Origin of the sequence: Curtobacterium sp. MCJR17_043, assembly GCF_003224315.2 — a bacterium.
In the GTDB taxonomy this organism is placed as follows: domain Bacteria; phylum Actinomycetota; class Actinomycetes; order Actinomycetales; family Microbacteriaceae; genus Curtobacterium.
On the sequence record NZ_CP126259.1, the window covers coordinates 307,508 to 323,102 of the forward strand.

At 71.3% G+C, this 15,595-nt stretch carries 19 protein-coding genes; 5 read left to right on the plus strand and 14 right to left on the minus strand.

Annotated features, from left to right (window positions below; all coding sequences use genetic code 11):
* The first annotated feature begins 187 nt into the window (after positions 1-187).
* Positions 188-424: a hypothetical protein gene (locus tag DEJ15_RS01550; protein WP_110824386.1), complete on the plus strand. Its 237-nt coding sequence runs from the start codon at positions 188-190 to the stop codon at positions 422-424.
* A gap of 411 nt (positions 425-835) precedes the next feature.
* On the opposite strand, the gene DEJ15_RS01555 is transcribed toward DEJ15_RS01550, so the two are convergent.
* From DEJ15_RS01555 to DEJ15_RS01570, 4 genes are all read right to left on the minus strand, one after another.
* The gene (locus DEJ15_RS01555) at positions 836-1,069 is read right to left on the minus strand and encodes an SDR family NAD(P)-dependent oxidoreductase (protein WP_502866140.1); all 234 of its coding nucleotides are present in this window, start codon (positions 1,067-1,069) and stop codon (positions 836-838) included.
* 70 nt (positions 1,070-1,139) lie between these two features.
* A complete protein-coding gene (locus DEJ15_RS01560; protein ID WP_110824387.1) occupies positions 1,140-2,012 on the minus strand; it encodes a leucine-rich repeat domain-containing protein in 873 nt (290 codons plus the stop codon).
* Between the two features lie 78 nt (positions 2,013-2,090).
* On the minus strand, positions 2,091-2,327 hold the full coding sequence (locus tag DEJ15_RS01565) for a hypothetical protein (RefSeq protein ID WP_110824388.1): 237 nt from the start codon (positions 2,325-2,327) through the stop codon (positions 2,091-2,093).
* Between the two features lie 123 nt (positions 2,328-2,450).
* Entirely contained in the window at positions 2,451-3,431 is a 981-nt protein-coding gene (locus DEJ15_RS01570) for an NAD-dependent epimerase/dehydratase family protein (protein ID WP_110824389.1), read from the minus strand.
* Between the two features lie 51 nt (positions 3,432-3,482).
* Here DEJ15_RS01570 and DEJ15_RS01575 point away from each other — a divergent pair, with 51 nt between their 5' ends.
* Entirely contained in the window at positions 3,483-4,463 is a 981-nt protein-coding gene (locus tag DEJ15_RS01575) for an aldo/keto reductase (protein ID WP_110824390.1), read from the plus strand.
* Between the two features lie 88 nt (positions 4,464-4,551).
* Here the strand turns inward: DEJ15_RS01575 and DEJ15_RS01580 are convergent, their stop codons facing one another.
* On the minus strand, positions 4,552-5,046 hold the full coding sequence (locus tag DEJ15_RS01580; RefSeq protein ID WP_110824391.1) for a DUF4126 family protein: 495 nt from the start codon (positions 5,044-5,046) through the stop codon (positions 4,552-4,554).
* Between the two features lie 122 nt (positions 5,047-5,168).
* Complete coding sequence (locus tag DEJ15_RS01585; protein ID WP_110824392.1) at positions 5,169-5,720, minus strand: MarR family winged helix-turn-helix transcriptional regulator; 552 nt, start codon at positions 5,718-5,720, stop codon at positions 5,169-5,171.
* A 337-nt stretch (positions 5,721-6,057) separates the two neighbouring features.
* On the opposite strand from DEJ15_RS01585, the gene DEJ15_RS01590 reads away from it, so the two are divergent.
* Positions 6,058-6,183: a hypothetical protein gene (locus DEJ15_RS01590; RefSeq protein WP_258365834.1), complete on the plus strand. Its 126-nt coding sequence runs from the start codon at positions 6,058-6,060 to the stop codon at positions 6,181-6,183.
* Positions 6,184-6,332: 149 nt separating this feature from the next.
* Positions 6,333-6,860, plus strand: a complete 528-nt coding sequence (locus tag DEJ15_RS01595; RefSeq protein ID WP_146232823.1) for a hypothetical protein — start codon at positions 6,333-6,335, stop codon at positions 6,858-6,860.
* Positions 6,861-6,980: 120 nt separating this feature from the next.
* Here the strand turns inward: DEJ15_RS01595 and DEJ15_RS01600 are convergent, their stop codons facing one another.
* Positions 6,981-7,478, minus strand: coding sequence for a TetR/AcrR family transcriptional regulator (locus DEJ15_RS01600; RefSeq protein ID WP_284175477.1), 498 nt, complete (start codon positions 7,476-7,478; stop codon positions 6,981-6,983).
* A 113-nt stretch (positions 7,479-7,591) separates the two neighbouring features.
* Here DEJ15_RS01600 and DEJ15_RS01605 point away from each other — a divergent pair, with 113 nt between their 5' ends.
* Positions 7,592-8,473: an SDR family oxidoreductase gene (locus DEJ15_RS01605; RefSeq protein ID WP_110824395.1), complete on the plus strand. Its 882-nt coding sequence runs from the start codon at positions 7,592-7,594 to the stop codon at positions 8,471-8,473.
* Between the two features lie 55 nt (positions 8,474-8,528).
* On the opposite strand, the gene DEJ15_RS01610 is transcribed toward DEJ15_RS01605, so the two are convergent.
* The 7 genes from DEJ15_RS01610 to DEJ15_RS01640 all read right to left on the minus strand — a co-directional run bounded on the left by DEJ15_RS01610 (position 8,529) and on the right by DEJ15_RS01640 (position 15,483).
* The gene (locus DEJ15_RS01610; RefSeq protein WP_110824396.1) at positions 8,529-8,726 is read right to left on the minus strand and encodes a hypothetical protein; all 198 of its coding nucleotides are present in this window, start codon (positions 8,724-8,726) and stop codon (positions 8,529-8,531) included.
* A gap of 306 nt (positions 8,727-9,032) precedes the next feature.
* Positions 9,033-10,364: a pectate lyase-like domain-containing protein gene (locus DEJ15_RS01615; RefSeq protein WP_284175478.1), complete on the minus strand. Its 1,332-nt coding sequence runs from the start codon at positions 10,362-10,364 to the stop codon at positions 9,033-9,035.
* 605 nt (positions 10,365-10,969) lie between these two features.
* Entirely contained in the window at positions 10,970-12,052 is a 1,083-nt protein-coding gene (locus DEJ15_RS01620) for a BLUF domain-containing protein (RefSeq protein ID WP_284175479.1), read from the minus strand.
* 218 nt (positions 12,053-12,270) lie between these two features.
* Positions 12,271-12,939 (minus strand): hypothetical protein, encoded by a 669-nt coding sequence (locus DEJ15_RS01625; RefSeq protein ID WP_284175480.1) that lies wholly within the window; start codon positions 12,937-12,939, stop codon positions 12,271-12,273.
* Entirely contained in the window at positions 12,845-13,534 is a 690-nt protein-coding gene (locus tag DEJ15_RS01630) for a hypothetical protein (protein WP_284175481.1), read from the minus strand. The genes DEJ15_RS01625 and DEJ15_RS01630 overlap by 95 nt, the downstream gene beginning before the upstream one ends.
* Before the next feature lie 82 nt (positions 13,535-13,616).
* The gene (locus DEJ15_RS01635) at positions 13,617-14,975 is read right to left on the minus strand and encodes a hypothetical protein (protein ID WP_284175482.1); all 1,359 of its coding nucleotides are present in this window, start codon (positions 14,973-14,975) and stop codon (positions 13,617-13,619) included.
* Positions 14,929-15,483: a hypothetical protein gene (locus DEJ15_RS01640; RefSeq protein WP_284175483.1), complete on the minus strand. Its 555-nt coding sequence runs from the start codon at positions 15,481-15,483 to the stop codon at positions 14,929-14,931. Before DEJ15_RS01640 ends, DEJ15_RS01635 begins: the two co-directional genes overlap by 47 nt.
* Positions 15,484-15,595: the final 112 nt, after the last annotated feature.

Below are 15,595 nucleotides of genomic sequence, written 5' to 3' on the forward strand. Positions count from 1 at the left end.
CCCCCGTTCGGGGGGTCCGGGCCCGGCGCATGCTCTTCGTACGGTGGGGATCCCCACCAACCGTGAGCAGCAGCCCGCGGCTGGCCCCTTCTCGGACGCGAGGTGGAGGAACCGAAGCCGATCGCCGTAGACCCTGCACCGAGGAAAACGCTCGGTCCAGCCAGAGAACCCCGCCCTAGGAGCAACCATGCCCGACCTGTTCCCGCTCGATCCCGCCGCCGCCCTCGCCAGCTACCTGTACTACGTCCTCGCCTGCGTGAGCGCATTCGTCATGTTCGGCGCCGCGTCCCTGTTCCTCAAGGGTGCACGGGCGGCGCGGGCGCACGACCTGGCCCGGCGCGCGCTGTCCGCAGCCTGGCCCTTCTCCTGGCCGCGACGCTCGCAGAACGAGGGCACATACCGGAACTCCATGACGGACCCGTGACCGGGCTACGGTCCGAGTGACGGACATGTGGCCACTTCGGCCGTGAGGAGACACGCTCATGATTTTCACGAGACCCTGGACCAGCCCCACTCGTCAACGCGAGGTTGCGGCAATCTGTGAGGACTTGGTCCCGGTGTTCCGGAAGAGGGGCGCGGATGAGACCGCGTCCTACCTCAGGGAACGCGCGGCCTTGTTGGGAAACGAGCCGACTGATGATGCTGCCCGCCGAGCCTTCGTGCAGTTGTTCGAACTCGCTTCGGCAGGTAGGGGTGGCCCCTCCGATGAGCCGGTGATGAACGACGACCGGTCGATCGACTGGGAAGCCTCTGCGGCGATGGTCCGGGCGATGGACGCTCTCGGAGAAGCAACTGCATCCACGTATCGACGATCGCGGTCCTTGAGGTGGGTGGATCAGAAGGGCAGCGGCTCTCCCCCCCAGACGGCGATGCCAGCGTTGTTGACCAGCACGTCGAGTCCGCCGACCGCGTCGACGTGGGCGAAGGCCGCGGCGACCAAGTCGTCGTCGCGGACGTCGAGCTGGACCGAGCGGGCGCCGATCCAGACGGTGTGGCCCGCCTCGACGAGCTGACGGGCGGTTTCCTTAACGAGGCCGCGGGTGGCCCCGGTGATGAGTGTCGTTGTCATGGGTCCAGCGTCGTGCTCGGCGACGACCGCAGGGAGTCGACCCGTTGTCGTAGGACCGGCAGGGCCAGGGTCAGGCAGACCAGCGAGCGCCGAGCGCCTCGTGCACCGCTCTGACCGTCGGCACGTAGTGGCGGCGGTTCGACATCCGGACGTCCCGCAGTCCGGGCAGTTCGAGCAGCACGCGCAGGTCGCCGTCGACGATCCGAGTCGACTCGTACAGGTGCAGCGTCTCGAGAGCGGTCAATCCCCGGAGTGGGTCGAGGGTCGGGAAGTCGCCGCAGTTCGAGGCATTGAGATGACGGAGCCGTGTCAGACCGGCCACGGGGTCCAGGTCCGGGATCTTCCGGTTGCTCTCGAGGTTCAACTCCCGCAGGTTTGCCGCGAGCCCGCGGACTCCGCTGACGTCGCTGAGTCGTCGGGCGATGACCACGGTCAGGTCGTCCAACCCGATCAGTGCCTCCACCCCGTGCAATGACCGGAGGCTCGGCCAGTCGTCGAGACGAAGCTTGCGGAGCGAGGTCATCGCGGAGAGCGGCTGCAGGTCGTCCGCTGAGTAGTGCCCCGCGTACAGGTCGTCGAGCGGCGCCGCGTTCGTGACCCCGCCGTCGAGGTACTTCCAGAAGGCGACGGCCAACCGGCGCAGCCGCGGGAACGCCGCGAGGTCGATCCGTACCTTCAACCCGGCGTGCAGGTGGAGGAACTCCAGATCGTGCAGCGTCCCGAGCGCCGAGACGTCGTCCACGTGCCGAGCGATCATGAAGAAGCGCCGGAGCGGGAGGTCCCGGACGAACTCGATGTGCGTGTCGGGGAACCCCGCGCCGATGCTGAGGCCTTGCACCTTGCCGGACGTCACGAGCTTGCCGATCTTCGGGTCCCACGGACCCCGAAGCACGGCGTCTTCGCCGGGCCCGAACGGGCTCGGACGGATCGTGTACGACTTCACGGTGCTGACCTCGGGTGTTCGGGCGGCGGGAGACGCTGCTGATCCTCCCATCGGTGGACCAGCAGGGCCAGGTCGTCGTCATCCCTGCGCGGCCGCCCACTCGTCCGTCCGCTTGGTCCTGGTCGCCTCGTCCGTGCCCGGACGCCCGTACAGGTCGAGGATCCCGTACACGGCGGTCAGGAAGCCGACGGAGGCCATCAACGGCAGGACGGCGAACTCCCAGACGGCGTCCCAACCGGAGGCAGCGTCGACTTGGTACTGCTGGACCACGGTGACCGCGAACAGGGCCGCGACGATGATGTCGTACACCGACATGTCGCGGGGCGCCGACGGAACGGGCGCCGGCGCCGATCGGGTACCGTCAGCATGCGGACCCGCCCCACACACGTGGACAAGCGGGTCTTGCCGTTCCACCAGCGCAGGTCAGACCGCCTCGGTTCAGACGACGAGGGGCCGCGCGACCGCCACCTCGTCGTTGTCGACGAGCCAGCGCACCGCGTCGAGCACCGTCTCCTCCGCGGTGTACCGCGGGGCGTAGCCGAGCAGCCGCCGTGCCTTGTCGATGCTGAACACGTGGCTCCGGGACAGGTGCTCCCAGCTCGCGTCGGCGTGCTCGGCCGGCACCACCTTCCGGAACCGGTCCCAGGTGACGGACTCGAGCCGGGCCTCCTGGCCGAACCAGGACGCCGCGAGCGCCGCGTACCCGCGTGCCGTGAGCGCGGTCGGGGCGACGACGGTGAAGTCCTCGCCGGCGGCGGCGTCCCGGTGCTCGACGGCCAGTTCGAAGGCCTGGGCGACGTCGTCGGCGTGCACGTGGTGCATCGACTCGGCTCCGAGTCCGGGGACGAGCAGGGGTTCGCCGGCGGACAGTTTCTGCCAGACCGTGGGGTCGAGGTTGCCGACGGGGCCGATCGGTGCCCAGCCCGGGCCGCTGATGTGGCCGGGGTGCAGCGAGGTCGTCACGACACCCCCATCGGCGGTCTCCTCCTTGAGCAGTCGGGCGATGGCGTCCTTCCCGATGCCGTACTCGCCGACGGGCGGGGTCGCGTTGTCCTCGGTGACCGGCAGCACGGCACTCGGTCCGGCGCGCCAGATCGACCCGCAGTGGACCAGGTGCGCGTCGGTCCCGCGGAGTGCCGCGACCAGTGCCGCGGCGGACTCGACCGTGAAGCAGACGAGGTCGATGACGACGTCCGGCCGGAGCGCCACGACCCGGTTGCCGAACGTGCCGTCGCGGTCCTCCTGCTCGCGGTCGGCGGTGACCTGCTCGACGTGCTGCCACTCCGGTGCGTCGACATAGGCCGACCGGCTGCCGCGACTGATGGTCACGACGTCGTGTCCGGCACGCACCAGGCGCGGGACGAGGAAGGAGCCGATGTGGCCGGTCGCGCCGATGACGACGATGCGCTTGCTGTCCATGCCGTCACCGTACGCGCGGGCCCTCGGCGAGCAGGGGCTACCGTCGTGGGCATGCAGCGACGCACCCTCGGCCGTACCGGCCGCGACGTATCCGTGATCGGCCTCGGCACCTGGCAGTTCGGCGGTGACTGGGGTCCGGTGGCCGCGGAGGACGCCTTCGCCGTGATGGACGCCTCCGCCGAGGCCGGCATCACCCTGTTCGACACCGCCGACGTGTACGGCGACGGCCGCAGCGAGCAGCTCATCGGCCGGTGGATCGCCGCGCATGCCGACGCCGGTGTCACGGTCGCCACGAAGATGGGCCGCCGGGTGGACCAGGTCCCGTCGAACTACGTGGCCCAGAACTTCCGGCAGTGGGTGGACCGGTCGCGGGAGAACCTGGGCCAGGACACCCTCGACCTCGTCCAGCTGCACTGCCCGCCGACCGCGGTCTTCGAGGACGACGCGGTCTACGACGCCCTCGACGCGCTGGTCGCCGACGGGTCGATCGCCGCGTACGGCGTCTCCGTCGAGACCGCCGACCAGGCCCTCACCGCGATCGCCCGACCCGGGGTCGCGAGCGTGCAGATCATCCTCAACGCGTTCCGCCTCAAGCCGCTCGACCGCGTGCTCCCCGCCGCCCGGGAGGCCGGGGTCGCGATCCTGGCCCGCGTCCCGCTGGCCTCGGGGCTGCTGTCCGGCAAGTACACGACGGACACCACCTTCGCCCCGGAGGACCACCGCACGTACAACCGCAACGGCGAGGCGTTCGACCAGGGTGAGACGTTCAGCGGCGTCCCGTTCGAGGACGGCGTCCGCGCGGCACAGGAGTTCGCGGCGGCCCTGCCCGAGGGCGTCAGCGTCCCGCAGGCGGCCCTCGCCTGGGTCGTCGCGCAGGACGGCGTCACGGCGGCGATCCCCGGTGCCCGCAACGCCGAGCAGGCCCGGTCGAACGCCGAGGCCGGCTCGCTCGAGCTGCCCGCCGACCTCGGGGCGACGGTCCGCGACCTCTACGACCGCTGGTTCCGCGCCACCGTGCACGAACGCTGGTAGCCGCCGACACGACGACGGACGGGAGGCCCGGCTCACCAGGTGAGTCGGGCCTCCCGTCCGTCAGGTCGTGCGACCGGCAGACCGCGGCTCAGGCGCCGCGGACCACCGCACGCGAACCGGCGATGACGGCCGCGTCCTCGGCGACGGCGACCACCGGGTCCGGCAGGACCGTGCCGACGGCCTTGCGGGCCGCCCAGGCGACGTAGGAACCGACGAGCGCCCCGATCGCGCCGACGATGGCGCCCTCGATCCGCAGGTCCGACTTCCCGGACTTCGTGGTGGTCCCGAACGCCGCGCCGACGAAGGCGCCGGCGCCGATGCGACCGAGCAGTGCGGGGAGGGCGATGCGGTTCGGGGTCTTCGGCATCTTGTCGCCGATGATCTCGCCGGCGGCGCCCGCGACGAGCCCGGCGCGGCCGAGCGACGAGTCGAAGGTCTTCCACTTCTGCCAGTCGCCGGACAGGCGCTTGTCGCCCTGGTGCAGGCCGAGGACGGCGAGCGGGGTGGCCGAGCGGCCTCCGCTGAGGACCCCGAGCAGCAGGGCGCGCGTGAGGGTGCTGGTGGTCCGGCTCTTCTTGGACATGCGGGTGGTCTCCTTCGTTTCCCTGCCGGCGTCGTCGCGGTCCGGACGCCGCCGTGGTGCGGACGTCGGCACGGTGCGGACGTCGGCACGTGCCCGACGCTACTCAGCGCGGCTGGTGGCGGTCAGTGGTGGGCGGGCACGGCGACGGCCACGGCACCGCGAGCGTCGTCCGGGACCACCGCGGCGGCGTCGTCCATCGCGGCCGTCATCTCGGCGAAGAAGGCGCTCATCTCGGCGATCGTCGTCGGGGAGAGCCGGTCGGCGGCGGCGATCATCCGCGCATGCACCGCGGTGAGGTTCGACCGCACCGTCTCGTCGCCCGAGTCGGTCGCGACGAGCAGGAACCCGCGGCCGTCGTCGGGGTCGGTCTGCCGGTCGACGTGTCCGGCGGCGACGAGTCGCTTCACGAGGGCCGTGGTGGACGCGGTCGTGATGCCGAGGTGTGCGGCCAGTCCGGTCGGCTTCACCGCGGTGCCGCGCTGTCGGGCCTGCAGGAGGAACCGGACGGCGGCCATGTCGGTGGCGCCCATGTGCATGGTGTCGCGCGTGCGCTGGCGCATGGCGACCTCGGCGGAGCGGTAGCGGCGCATGGCGTTGAGCAGCTCCACGCCGCTCTTCGCCGCACGGTCGGGGTACCAGTACCCGGACTCGTCGTAGGTCCTCGCGTCGACCATGGCGTCACCTCGTCCTCGGTTGCGGGCGCAGCCGATCCCAAGCAGTACCAGGACCGGGCGGGCCGGACTCAGCCGGGTCGCAGCGGTGTCCCCCCGGTACGGCCGGGCGGGGACGGCTGACGCATCGAGACACCCCCGTCAGCGAGCGACACCTCCATCGCCTCGAGACGCCGCCGGAAGTGACGGCGTCCCGGCCAGGCCGAGGCGTCTCGCAGGCACACCGGCGTCTCGCAGGCACACCGGCACCCGCAGGCACGCCGGCGTTCCGCAGGGTCGGGAATGTCCGCGGCGGCCCGCGTGTAGAGATGAACACCCCCCGAACGAGAAGGAGTCCGCCGTGATCGACGACGACCGCACCCCTGGCCAGCGCGACGACCTCGCCCGCCACCCGCACCTCCACCTGCAGGACGACGACCACGCGGGCTTCGGCCGCTGGCTCGGCCTCATCAACGCCGGGGACTGACCCCGGGCCGGCACGCCGATGCCGGTACCGCAGTACCGGCGGACCCCTTCCAGGAGGCCCGTCACCCGTCCGTCGGACCGGTGACGGGCCTCCTGTGCGTTGCCCCCGGCGGGCAGCGGGAGGTCGGCCGCCACGGGTACGGTCGGAGCGTGCACGGGGTCGGAGTGGTCGACGAAGCCGGGCGGCTCCGGCTGCTCGGCACCGCGGTGGCGGGTGCTGCGTTCGCGCTCGTCCTCACCATGCTCGTCCTGTCGTCGTTCCGGACCGCGACCCCGCAGGTGCTCGTGTCCGTCGGCCTCCCCGCCGGAGTGGTCGGGGCCGCGGTGGCCGGCTGGCTGCGGCTCCGGTCCTGGCGTGCCGAGGGCGGGTACGAGCGCGTGGTGATGGTCGAGCGGTGGGTGACCGACCGGCACGTCCCCGCCGAGGTGCCCGCAGACGTCTGGGTCCCGCGGCTGCAGGCCCAGGCGGACCAGCAGGTCGGCGGCTGGGGCAAGATCGTGCTCTGCGTCTTCTGGAGCGCGATGACCTGGTCCATGCGTGACCAGCACGGCACGGTGATCACCCTGCTGCTCCTCGGCCTCTGGGCCGGACTGGCGCTGTGGAGCGCGCTGTGGGTGATCCCGCGGGCCCGGGTCGCGCGGGACATGCTGCGGCAGGGCGTCGTCGCGCGGGACTGACGTGGGTACCGCGGTCCCGTGCAGCGACCCTGCGCAGATCAGCCGAGTGCTGCCGTCGCGCTCCGGAGCTCCTGCAGGACGTCGAGTGCGTGGCGTGCGAGACCGTCGTCGTCGCTCCGTTCACCCTCGGACCACCGTGCGTAGCCCTGCTTGAACGCGAGGACGCCCATCTCGCTGGCCAGGTGCGCGGTCGTCTCGGGCACCCCGCGCTCGAGCAGCGCCGTCGTCATCGCGGCGGCCATGCCGACGCTCTTCAGCGCGTCCCGCTCCTGGAGCTCGGTACTCGCGGCCACGGCGGCCTTGAGTCGGGGGGCCGAGCTCCCGGTTCCGCGGCCCCATCTCGCCGGAGGCCCGCTCGAGTCCGGCAGCGACGGCCTCGAGCGGGCTCGCCTCGGTCGGGGCACCGGCGATGCCCTCGGCGAGCAGACGACTCAGGGTCTCCTGTCCGGCGACGAGCAGTTCGCGCTTGTCCGGGAAGTGCCGGAAGAAGGTGCTCTTGGTGACGCCGGCGCGCTCGGCGATCTCGGTGACGGTCGTCGCGTCGTAGCCCTGCTCCGTGAACAGGTCCACAGCGGCGATGACGAGCCGCTCCCGTGCTCCCGGTTCCCATCGCGCCATGCCCACCATCCTACTGATGGCACTCTTGTCCCGTCAACGCACTCCGACGGGACAAGAGTGCCGTCAGCGTCCTATGGTGACGGTACCAACGTCCCATCACTCGAGGAGTCCCCATGCACGTCTTCGTCACGGGCGGAACCGGCACGATCGGCACCGCCGTCGTCGCCGAGTTGCTCGCCACCGGTCACACCGTCCTCGGCCTCGCCCGGTCGGACGCGTCCGCCGCCACCCTCGAGGCCGCCGGCGCCGAGGTCCTGCGCGGCTCGCTCACCGACCTCGACGTCCTGGGCGAGGGAGCCACCCGCGCCGACGGCGTCATCAGCCTGGCGTTCAGCCGCGACTACGGTAGCGCCGAGGCACTCGAGCAGGGCCTCAGCGAGGAGCGCGACGCCATGGCCACGCTCGGTGCAGCACTCATCGAGAGCGGCAAGCCGATCGTCACCGTGTCCGGCACGCCCTGGGTGGCCGGACGCGCTGCGACCGAGGACGACCCGCTGCCCGTCGAGGGTCCGGTCGCGAGCCGCGCGGTCGCCGTCACCGACCTGCTCGCACTGTCGTCGCAGGGCGTCCGCGCCTCGGCCGTCCGGATGCCCCGGACCGTTCACGAGGACGGGCAGGGCGGGTTCGCCGGCCTGCTCACCGAGGCCGCGCGTCGGACCGGGATCGCGGGGTACCCGGGCGACGGTCAGCAGCGCTGGCCCGCCGTGCACGCGCGGGACGCCGCCTCGCTGTTCCGCATCGCCCTCGAGTCCGCGCCGGCCGGCACCGCGTGGCACGCCGTCGGTGACGAGGGCGACCGCGTCGTCGACATCGCCACCGTGGTCGGCCGCCGCCTCGGACTCCCCGTGCGGCCCGTGCCGGACGAGACGTTCGGTCCCTTCGGGCCGATCTTCGCCATGGACCAGCCGGCGTCGAGCGCGCACACCCGGCAGGCGCTCGGCTGGGAGCCGACGCACCCGGGCCTCCTCGAGGACCTGGAGGCGCTGCAGCCCTGACCGGGCAGGCGACGGACGGGAGGCCCGGTGCCAGCTGGCACCGCGCCTCCCGCGGTCAGCGCCTGGGCTTCCGGGAGCGGTGACGCGCAACGGTCCCGACGTACATCCCGCTCAGTCCTGTGGCGAGGCTCGAGATCAGCACGCCGATCCACTGTGCGGGAGTCCCCACCGTCGCCGCGAAGCACGCCGAACCGGCGACGATCGCTCCGATCGAGACGACGATCGCGAACGTGCGGGTCGTGGATGACGACATCTTCTCCCCCCCTCTGGTCTGTAAGCCGCCCGACGGACGACTCGAGAGGCAACAGTAGTACGGGGACACCAGATTCCACCCGGTGAATATCATGTTGATCACGGTGAAGGGACTGCGGTCCTGAAGGGTCGGCAGACGACGGACGGGAGGCCCGGTGCCAGCCGGCACCGAGCCTCCCGTTCGTCAGGTGGTCGCGTCGCGACGGCCGGTCAGTTGTAGTTCGCCACCCGGTTCGGCGAGGTGTTGCCGGCGGGCGTCGGGACGGCGCCGCCGACCCCGTTGATGACGCTCGAGATGGTGCCGACGTCACCGAGGGACACCGTGACGAGACCGTGCGCCTTCACGCCCGGCGTCTGCGGCACCTCGAACGCCCGGTCCGCGTGCACGGACGGGTTCGTGTTGAAGAAGCAGTAGACACCCCCCGCCCCAGATCTCGTGCGTGGTGACGTTCGCCGCGACCTTGTACGCCGCGTACCCCGCTCCGGTCGGGCTCTGCCACGAGGCGTTGTCCGGCACGTCGTACGGCATCTCGTTCTGGAAGAAGATCGTCTTGCCGTTGTTGCCGTTCCACTGCACTTCGTACTTCTGGTAGTGCTCGACGAAGAGCCCGGTGGCGAGGACGTCGTTGCCGTTCACCTCGACGCCGGTGGCACCGGTGTTGACCGTCCACCCCGTGGGTGCGCCACCGTGGTCGGCGCGCCACGCCCAGATGTGGTCGATCAGGGTGTCGTCGGCGTTGACCCGCAGCGAGGTGCTGGCCTTGCCCTGGATGCTCGACCCGACGCGGAAGAAGACGTCCTGGATGCTCTGCGGGTTCGCCGCGTGGTCGATGTGCGAGTCCGCCGTCCCCAGTCGGATCAGCTGCGTGCTGTTCTGCGTGCCGGCGTCGACGACGAGGTTCGAGACGTTCACACCAGCGACGTCGTTCGACACCAGGACGGAGTTGCCCTTGGTCGGCACGAGCGTCGGGAAGCCGATGCCGGTCACGACGGTGTTCGCCCGCTGCACGTTGATCGCCGCGTCGAGCTGGTAGGTGCCCGGGGTGAAGAACAGGTTCAGCCCTTGCGCGAGCGCGCTGTTGATCGTCGCCGCCGTGTCACCCGGGTGCGCGACGTAGAAGTTCCGCATCGGGATGTCCGTGCCCGCGGTGTTCGGCCAGGTGACACCGCTCGAGTTCTGCCGGAGCGAGGGGACGAACACGTGGTACTTGTTCGACGAGTCCACGTACAGGTAGGGCTTCTCGCGCGTCGTCGGCGTGGTGGCGAGCGTCGTGTAGCTCTTCGAGAAGTCGTTCGCCGGGGCACCCTGCACTCCCGAGAACGTCATGTTCCAGTTCCCGCCCTGCCACGAACCGAGCGTGGAGTTGCGGGTGTACCACTGCTGCTGCGACCCCGAGGTGACGGTGCCGTCGACCTTGCTGTCCGCGATGTAACCGCCGGACGAGTAGCCCTGGCCGCCGTCCTGGTTCGAGGGGCCCATCGTCAGGTTGCCCTTGATGTGCACGCGCCGCATCGGAGCGGCCTGCGACACGGCCCAGCGGTCGGTACCGCCCTCGGGGACGACCGCGACGTTCTCGACCGACCGCCAGAAGTTCTGCGTGGCGTTCTTCTCGTCGCCCGCGTTCCACCCGGAGTCCACGTTGACCGCGCCGGTGATGGTGACGTCGTCGGGGCTCTTCCCGAGGCCGGCGACCGTCGTGTAGAAGCCGAGGTTCGCCCAGACACGGTTGTAGCTGCCCGGCTTGAACAGGAAGACGTGCCGCTGGGACCCGAACTGCGCCGTGGTGCTGCGGAGCTGCGAGGTGAAGGCGGCGTCGACGTCGGCCTGGATGGTCGAGGTGGGGGGTCGATGGGCTGTAGACCTTGACGTTGCTCCCGAAGTCCGGGGTGTCGCTCGTCGTGACCGCCTGCGCCGAGATCGCCGGGACCAGGGCCCCCACGACGCCGGCGCTCACGGCGAGGGCGACGAGACTTCTCATCCGTCGTTGCATGATGCTCGATTCATGACCGGTGCGGCCCCGTTGCCGCACGGACGCGACGGTAGACCCGATCATGCGCGTTCCGCAGTCGGACGAACGGCGGACAAGCGCGGCGTCCCGGAACGTGTTCGGCCGCCTGATCACCACCCGAAGGCGACCAGACGGCCGGGCTCACCACCCTGGGTGAGCGAGCAGGGCGCGGATACCCGGTCCACGCCCCGCGGTCCATCCTGCCCGATCGCGGAGCGCTCCACCGCCCCCCAACTCACGGGGGGAGAACGGACGGTTCCCGCGTCAGGGTGCCGGAGCGACCGGGATCTCCCAGTAGCTCGGCTGCTCGTACTGCTCCGACCACCCCCCGCCGCATGCGCGCGGCGGCACGGTCGAACGCCTCCACCGGGTCGGTGTCACCCGTCAGCAGGGCCTGCAGCCGGAGACCGTCGTACAGGGCGAGCAGCTGCTGTGCGCCCCGCTCCGGGTCCATCGTCGCCGGCTCACGGCCCTCCCGCACGTCCGCGGCGAGTGCCGTGCGGATCGTCTCCCGGAACTGCCGGTAGGCGGACCGGTAGTAGTCGGCACCGTCGACCGAGGGGTCCGTCGCCGCGGCGAGTGTCGACGCGAGCAGGCGCATCAGTCCCGATTCCTCGACGTGCGCGGCCAGCAGGGCGTGCATGAACGCCACCGTTCCGCGCTCCGTGATCATCGGGAGCAGGGGTGCCGACACCGCACGCGTCCAGCGCTCCACCGTCGCCGCGAGGAGGGCGTGCCGGTTCGGGAACAGCCCCTCGAGCTCGGACACGCTCATGCCGCTGCGCTCGGCCACCGCCTCGATGGAGAAGCTCGTCGTCCCGCCGTCGTGCAGGACCGCGATCGCGCCGTTCACGGCGCGGGTGCGCGGGACCTCGTCGTCGGCCGCGTTCTGGTTCGTCAGCGGCGCGAGCGGGTGCTTGCGGAACCACTCGAGCAGGGCGCGGGCCCGCGAGGCCCCGAACTCGGCGTCGCTCGGCCGCTGCGCCTCGAACAGGTCGCTGAAGCCCGGGACCTCGCGCATGAGCGGGTCGAGGGGCTGGAACGCCATGGACCAGTCCGGGAAGGAGCGCTGCTGCACCGGGTCGTCGCAGAGCACCCGGACGTTGGTGTGCCGGGGGTCCAGGCGGATCTGCTCGAAGCGCTGGTGGACGACGTCGTCCTCGCCCTCGATGATGCCGATGCAGTTGCTGTCGCGGTGCGCGAGCATGCCGGTGATGCCGAGGCGCGTGTTCTTCTCGCGTCCGACCGCCAGGATCTGCGCGAGTTCGGAGTCCGAGATCGGTCGGGTCTGCGTGCTGGTGTAGACGAGTGTGCGCACGGTCGGCCTCCCTGGTCGTGGCGGGGCCGGATGCCCTGGCACGAGTCAAACGCGCGACGGGCGACCGCACCAGTCCCGTGTTCGGGTCGCGTGGTCGCGGTGCGTCGGTGCCGGCCGGGAGGCCCGGGGCGGGCCCGTGCTGCGCCTCCCGTCCGGCTCGTGGGACGACGGAGGGCGGGTGACCTCGCGATCACCCGCCCTCGTCGATCAGTGCGGCACTACTTGTGGATCCGACCGGACAGCCCGGTCGTGGTCCCGGTCGTGTAGCCGGTCTTCTTGGCGGTGACGGTCACCTTCAGCCGTTCCCCGACGTCCTTCGACGTCGTCTTGTAGGTGGCCTTGGTCGCTCCGGGGATCGACTTCCCGTCACGCGACCACTTGTAGGTGAACGTGACCCCGCTCGCGTTCCAGGAACCGGGCTTCGCGGTGATGGTCCGGCCGACCTTCCACGACCCGCCGACGGTCGCGCGGCTGCCCTCCTTCAGCGCGAGCTTCGGCGTGGTCGCGACGACCGTGACGGTGGCTCGGGCCTCCCGGCCGGAACCGGCACCGACGGCGGACACGGCGAGCGCGCCGAGGTCCGCGTCGGCCGGGACCTGCAGGGTGCCGGCGACCGCGCCGCTCGACCCGGCGACGGCCGTGTCGACGACCGTCTCACCGGAGCGGAACGTGACGCCTTCGCCCTGGCGGAAGCCCGTGCCCGTGAGCAGGACGGTGGTACCCGGCGTGACCTTCGCAGCGGAGGTGCCGAGCGCCACCGGAGCGGCCGCGGCGGTCCGCTCGGCGCACACGTCACCCTGCTTGCCGACCGGCGCGATCGCCTTCGCCGGCGCCGTGACGCCGTCGTCCTCGCGGACGGTCAGGTTCGTGAACGCGGACGCGCCCATGACGGCGTTGCTGGTGTTCGTGACGCTCACCTTCAGGGCGGAGCTGGGCGTCGCCGAGGCGATGGTGTTGCCGGCCGTCGGCACGGTGACCGCGCGGCAGGTCTCGCCGGGTGCGAAGGTCACGCGCTCCATGCCGACGCCGACGGTGCCGGTCGCCGAGCCGAGGACGCTGACGTACGCGGTGACCGGACGGGACTCGGCACGCGACAGGGAGACGGCGACGTCGGCGGTGCCGGGGCCGGCGCCCTCCTCCACCGCGGTGGGGGGCGACGTTCACCGTGGTGCGCGTCTGGGCGACGGCGGTGCCGACGCTCGGGGTGTCGAACGCCAGGTCGGACAAGTAGACCCCGCCGGTGCCGGTGCCGTCGGCCCCGACGCCCGCGGTGAAGCGGACCTCGCGGACGTCGGTGAGGTCCAGGCCGGTCATCGACGCCGTGGGGATCGTCAGCTGCTGCAGGACGATCTTGTTGAGCGTCGTGTTCGTGCCGCCGGGCATCCGGTTGACGGCGAGCGGGTTGACCGCAGACGCAGCGGTCGACCAGGTCCCGCCGGAGCCGTCGAGGATCGTGATCCGGAAGTCGGTGCCGGTGGACACCGCCTCGTCGGGCGCGGTCTTCAGCGTGAGCTGCGTGCTGTCGGAGACGTTGCGTGCCGTCGCGGGGACCGAGACGCGGAGTTCACCGGTGCTCGGCGCTGCCGGGTCGGTGGTGGAGGCTCCGGTCCACAGGAACCGGGTGGTCGGGAACGCGGGGACGTTCGGTGCGAACGAGCCGGGCGTCCAGTGCGGCACCTGGGCCGAGCCCTTGGTGGTGGCGCAGAACGGGTTCGACTGCGGCAGCGTCCGACCGGTCAGGTTCGAGCAGACCGCGGCCGTGGCGCCCCCCGACGGTGCGGACGAGGGAGCTCGACTTCGTGAAGTCGGTGACGAGCTTCGTCTTCGAGGTGGGCTGCGCGGCCATGGTCCGGACGTCGGCGAACGGCGTCGCGGTGGTCGCGGGCTTGACCGAACCGTCGAACATCGACTGGAACTGGGTCTCGCCGCCCATGGTGAGGCGGAAGAAGCCGGTCATGTAGCTGACGCCGACCTGGTACTGCTGGTCCGCGGTGAGGCGGGTCGGGCTGGTCGTGGCACAGGTCGACGTGGTGTCGCGGACGTTCCAGTCGTCGCCGGTCGCCGCCGGGTACTTGCCCGGGGTCCACACGGTGTTGAAGAAGTTGTGGTTCGCGCCCATCACCCACACCGCGGAGCGGAGGACCTCGTCACCGAAGGCGTGCCGGGAGTCGTCGATGAAGTGCTGCCCCTGCTGGTTCGACACGTCGCCGTCGCAGTAGGGCAGGAAGACGGCGGTCGGCACGTCGGGCAGCGTCATGCGGCCGAAGTCGACCGGTGCGAGCGGCAGGACCGACTCGATGCCGAACGGCTTCGGGAGCGCTTCGTTGAGGGTGGCGGCCGAGACCACACCCTCACCGCCACGGGAGTGGCCCATGATGCCGACGTGCGTCAGGTCGAACCGGCCCTTGAGCGACGCCGCCGTCACGGTGGAGGCGGCGGCCGGCTGGTCGGTGCGGGTCGTCGCGCGGACGAGGGCGTCGTCGAGCGTGCGGGTCGTGGTCGTGCTCGGGGCGGAGGTCGTCGCCGTCGTGACGTCGTCGTACGAGACGGCCGTCCCGGCGTCGGCCTTGCCGAGCATGTCCAGCGTGTCGAGGATCAGCTGACCGCGGGCCTGTGCGCCGTAGTCGAGGGCGAGCTGGTTGTCGTTCGAGTTCACGGCGTTCGCCGCGATGGAGACCACGTTGTAGCCGCGGGTGGCGAGCGCACGCGCGGTGCCCTCGTACCCGAGGTACGAGCGCACGTTGGACTGGGTCGGACCACAGGGCCAGCGCAGCGGGTTCGCACCGGTGCCCGCACAGGAAGTGTGGCGGCCGTGCAGCAGCACGACGGTCGGACGCTCGCCGGCGGCGCTCGTCAGGTACATCTTCCCGGTGAGCTCACCGCGGATGCCGCCGATCGCCGCGAGGGGGGATCGCCTGGTCACCGAAGTCGTACTCGGCCTCGGTCACCTCGTAGGCGCCCGGCGTGGACGGGTCCTCGACCGCGTCCGCCGTGGCGAGGGACTTCATCTGCCGCTTCAGGGTGCGGTTCTCGGGGACGGCCGGGGTGACCGGGGCCGTCGTCGTCTCGGTCGCCTTGTCCGCGTCGCCGCTCGACCAGGCCTTGGTGACGTCCTTCGCGTCGGCGACGGACCGGTCGGCGGTGAGGACCTGCAGGGTCTTCCCGTCCGCCGACTCGGTGGCGAGGCCGATGGGCTCACCGTCGACGACGAGTGTGGGGGCGTCGTCGACCATCGGCAGCGGTGCGTCGAGGTCGAGGGACACGAGGTACCCGCCGGGAGCGGTCGTGACGTCCCAGTCGGAGCCGGAGGCGACGACGGGGTCAGGGGTTGGTGCCGCGAACGCAGGGGCTGCGGTCAGGACGAGGGCGGGAGTCAGCGTGGCGGTGATCGCCAGTGCGGCGAGCCGACTCCGGGAACGGGTTCTGGACAAGGGGCTCCTCGAGTGAAGGGGTTCTCAAGAGGAAGCTTCGAGGAGCGTGAGCGTTCGCCGAGCATCGGAAACGGGCTCGTAACCAACACTTGACGGGCGGGAAACACCGGCG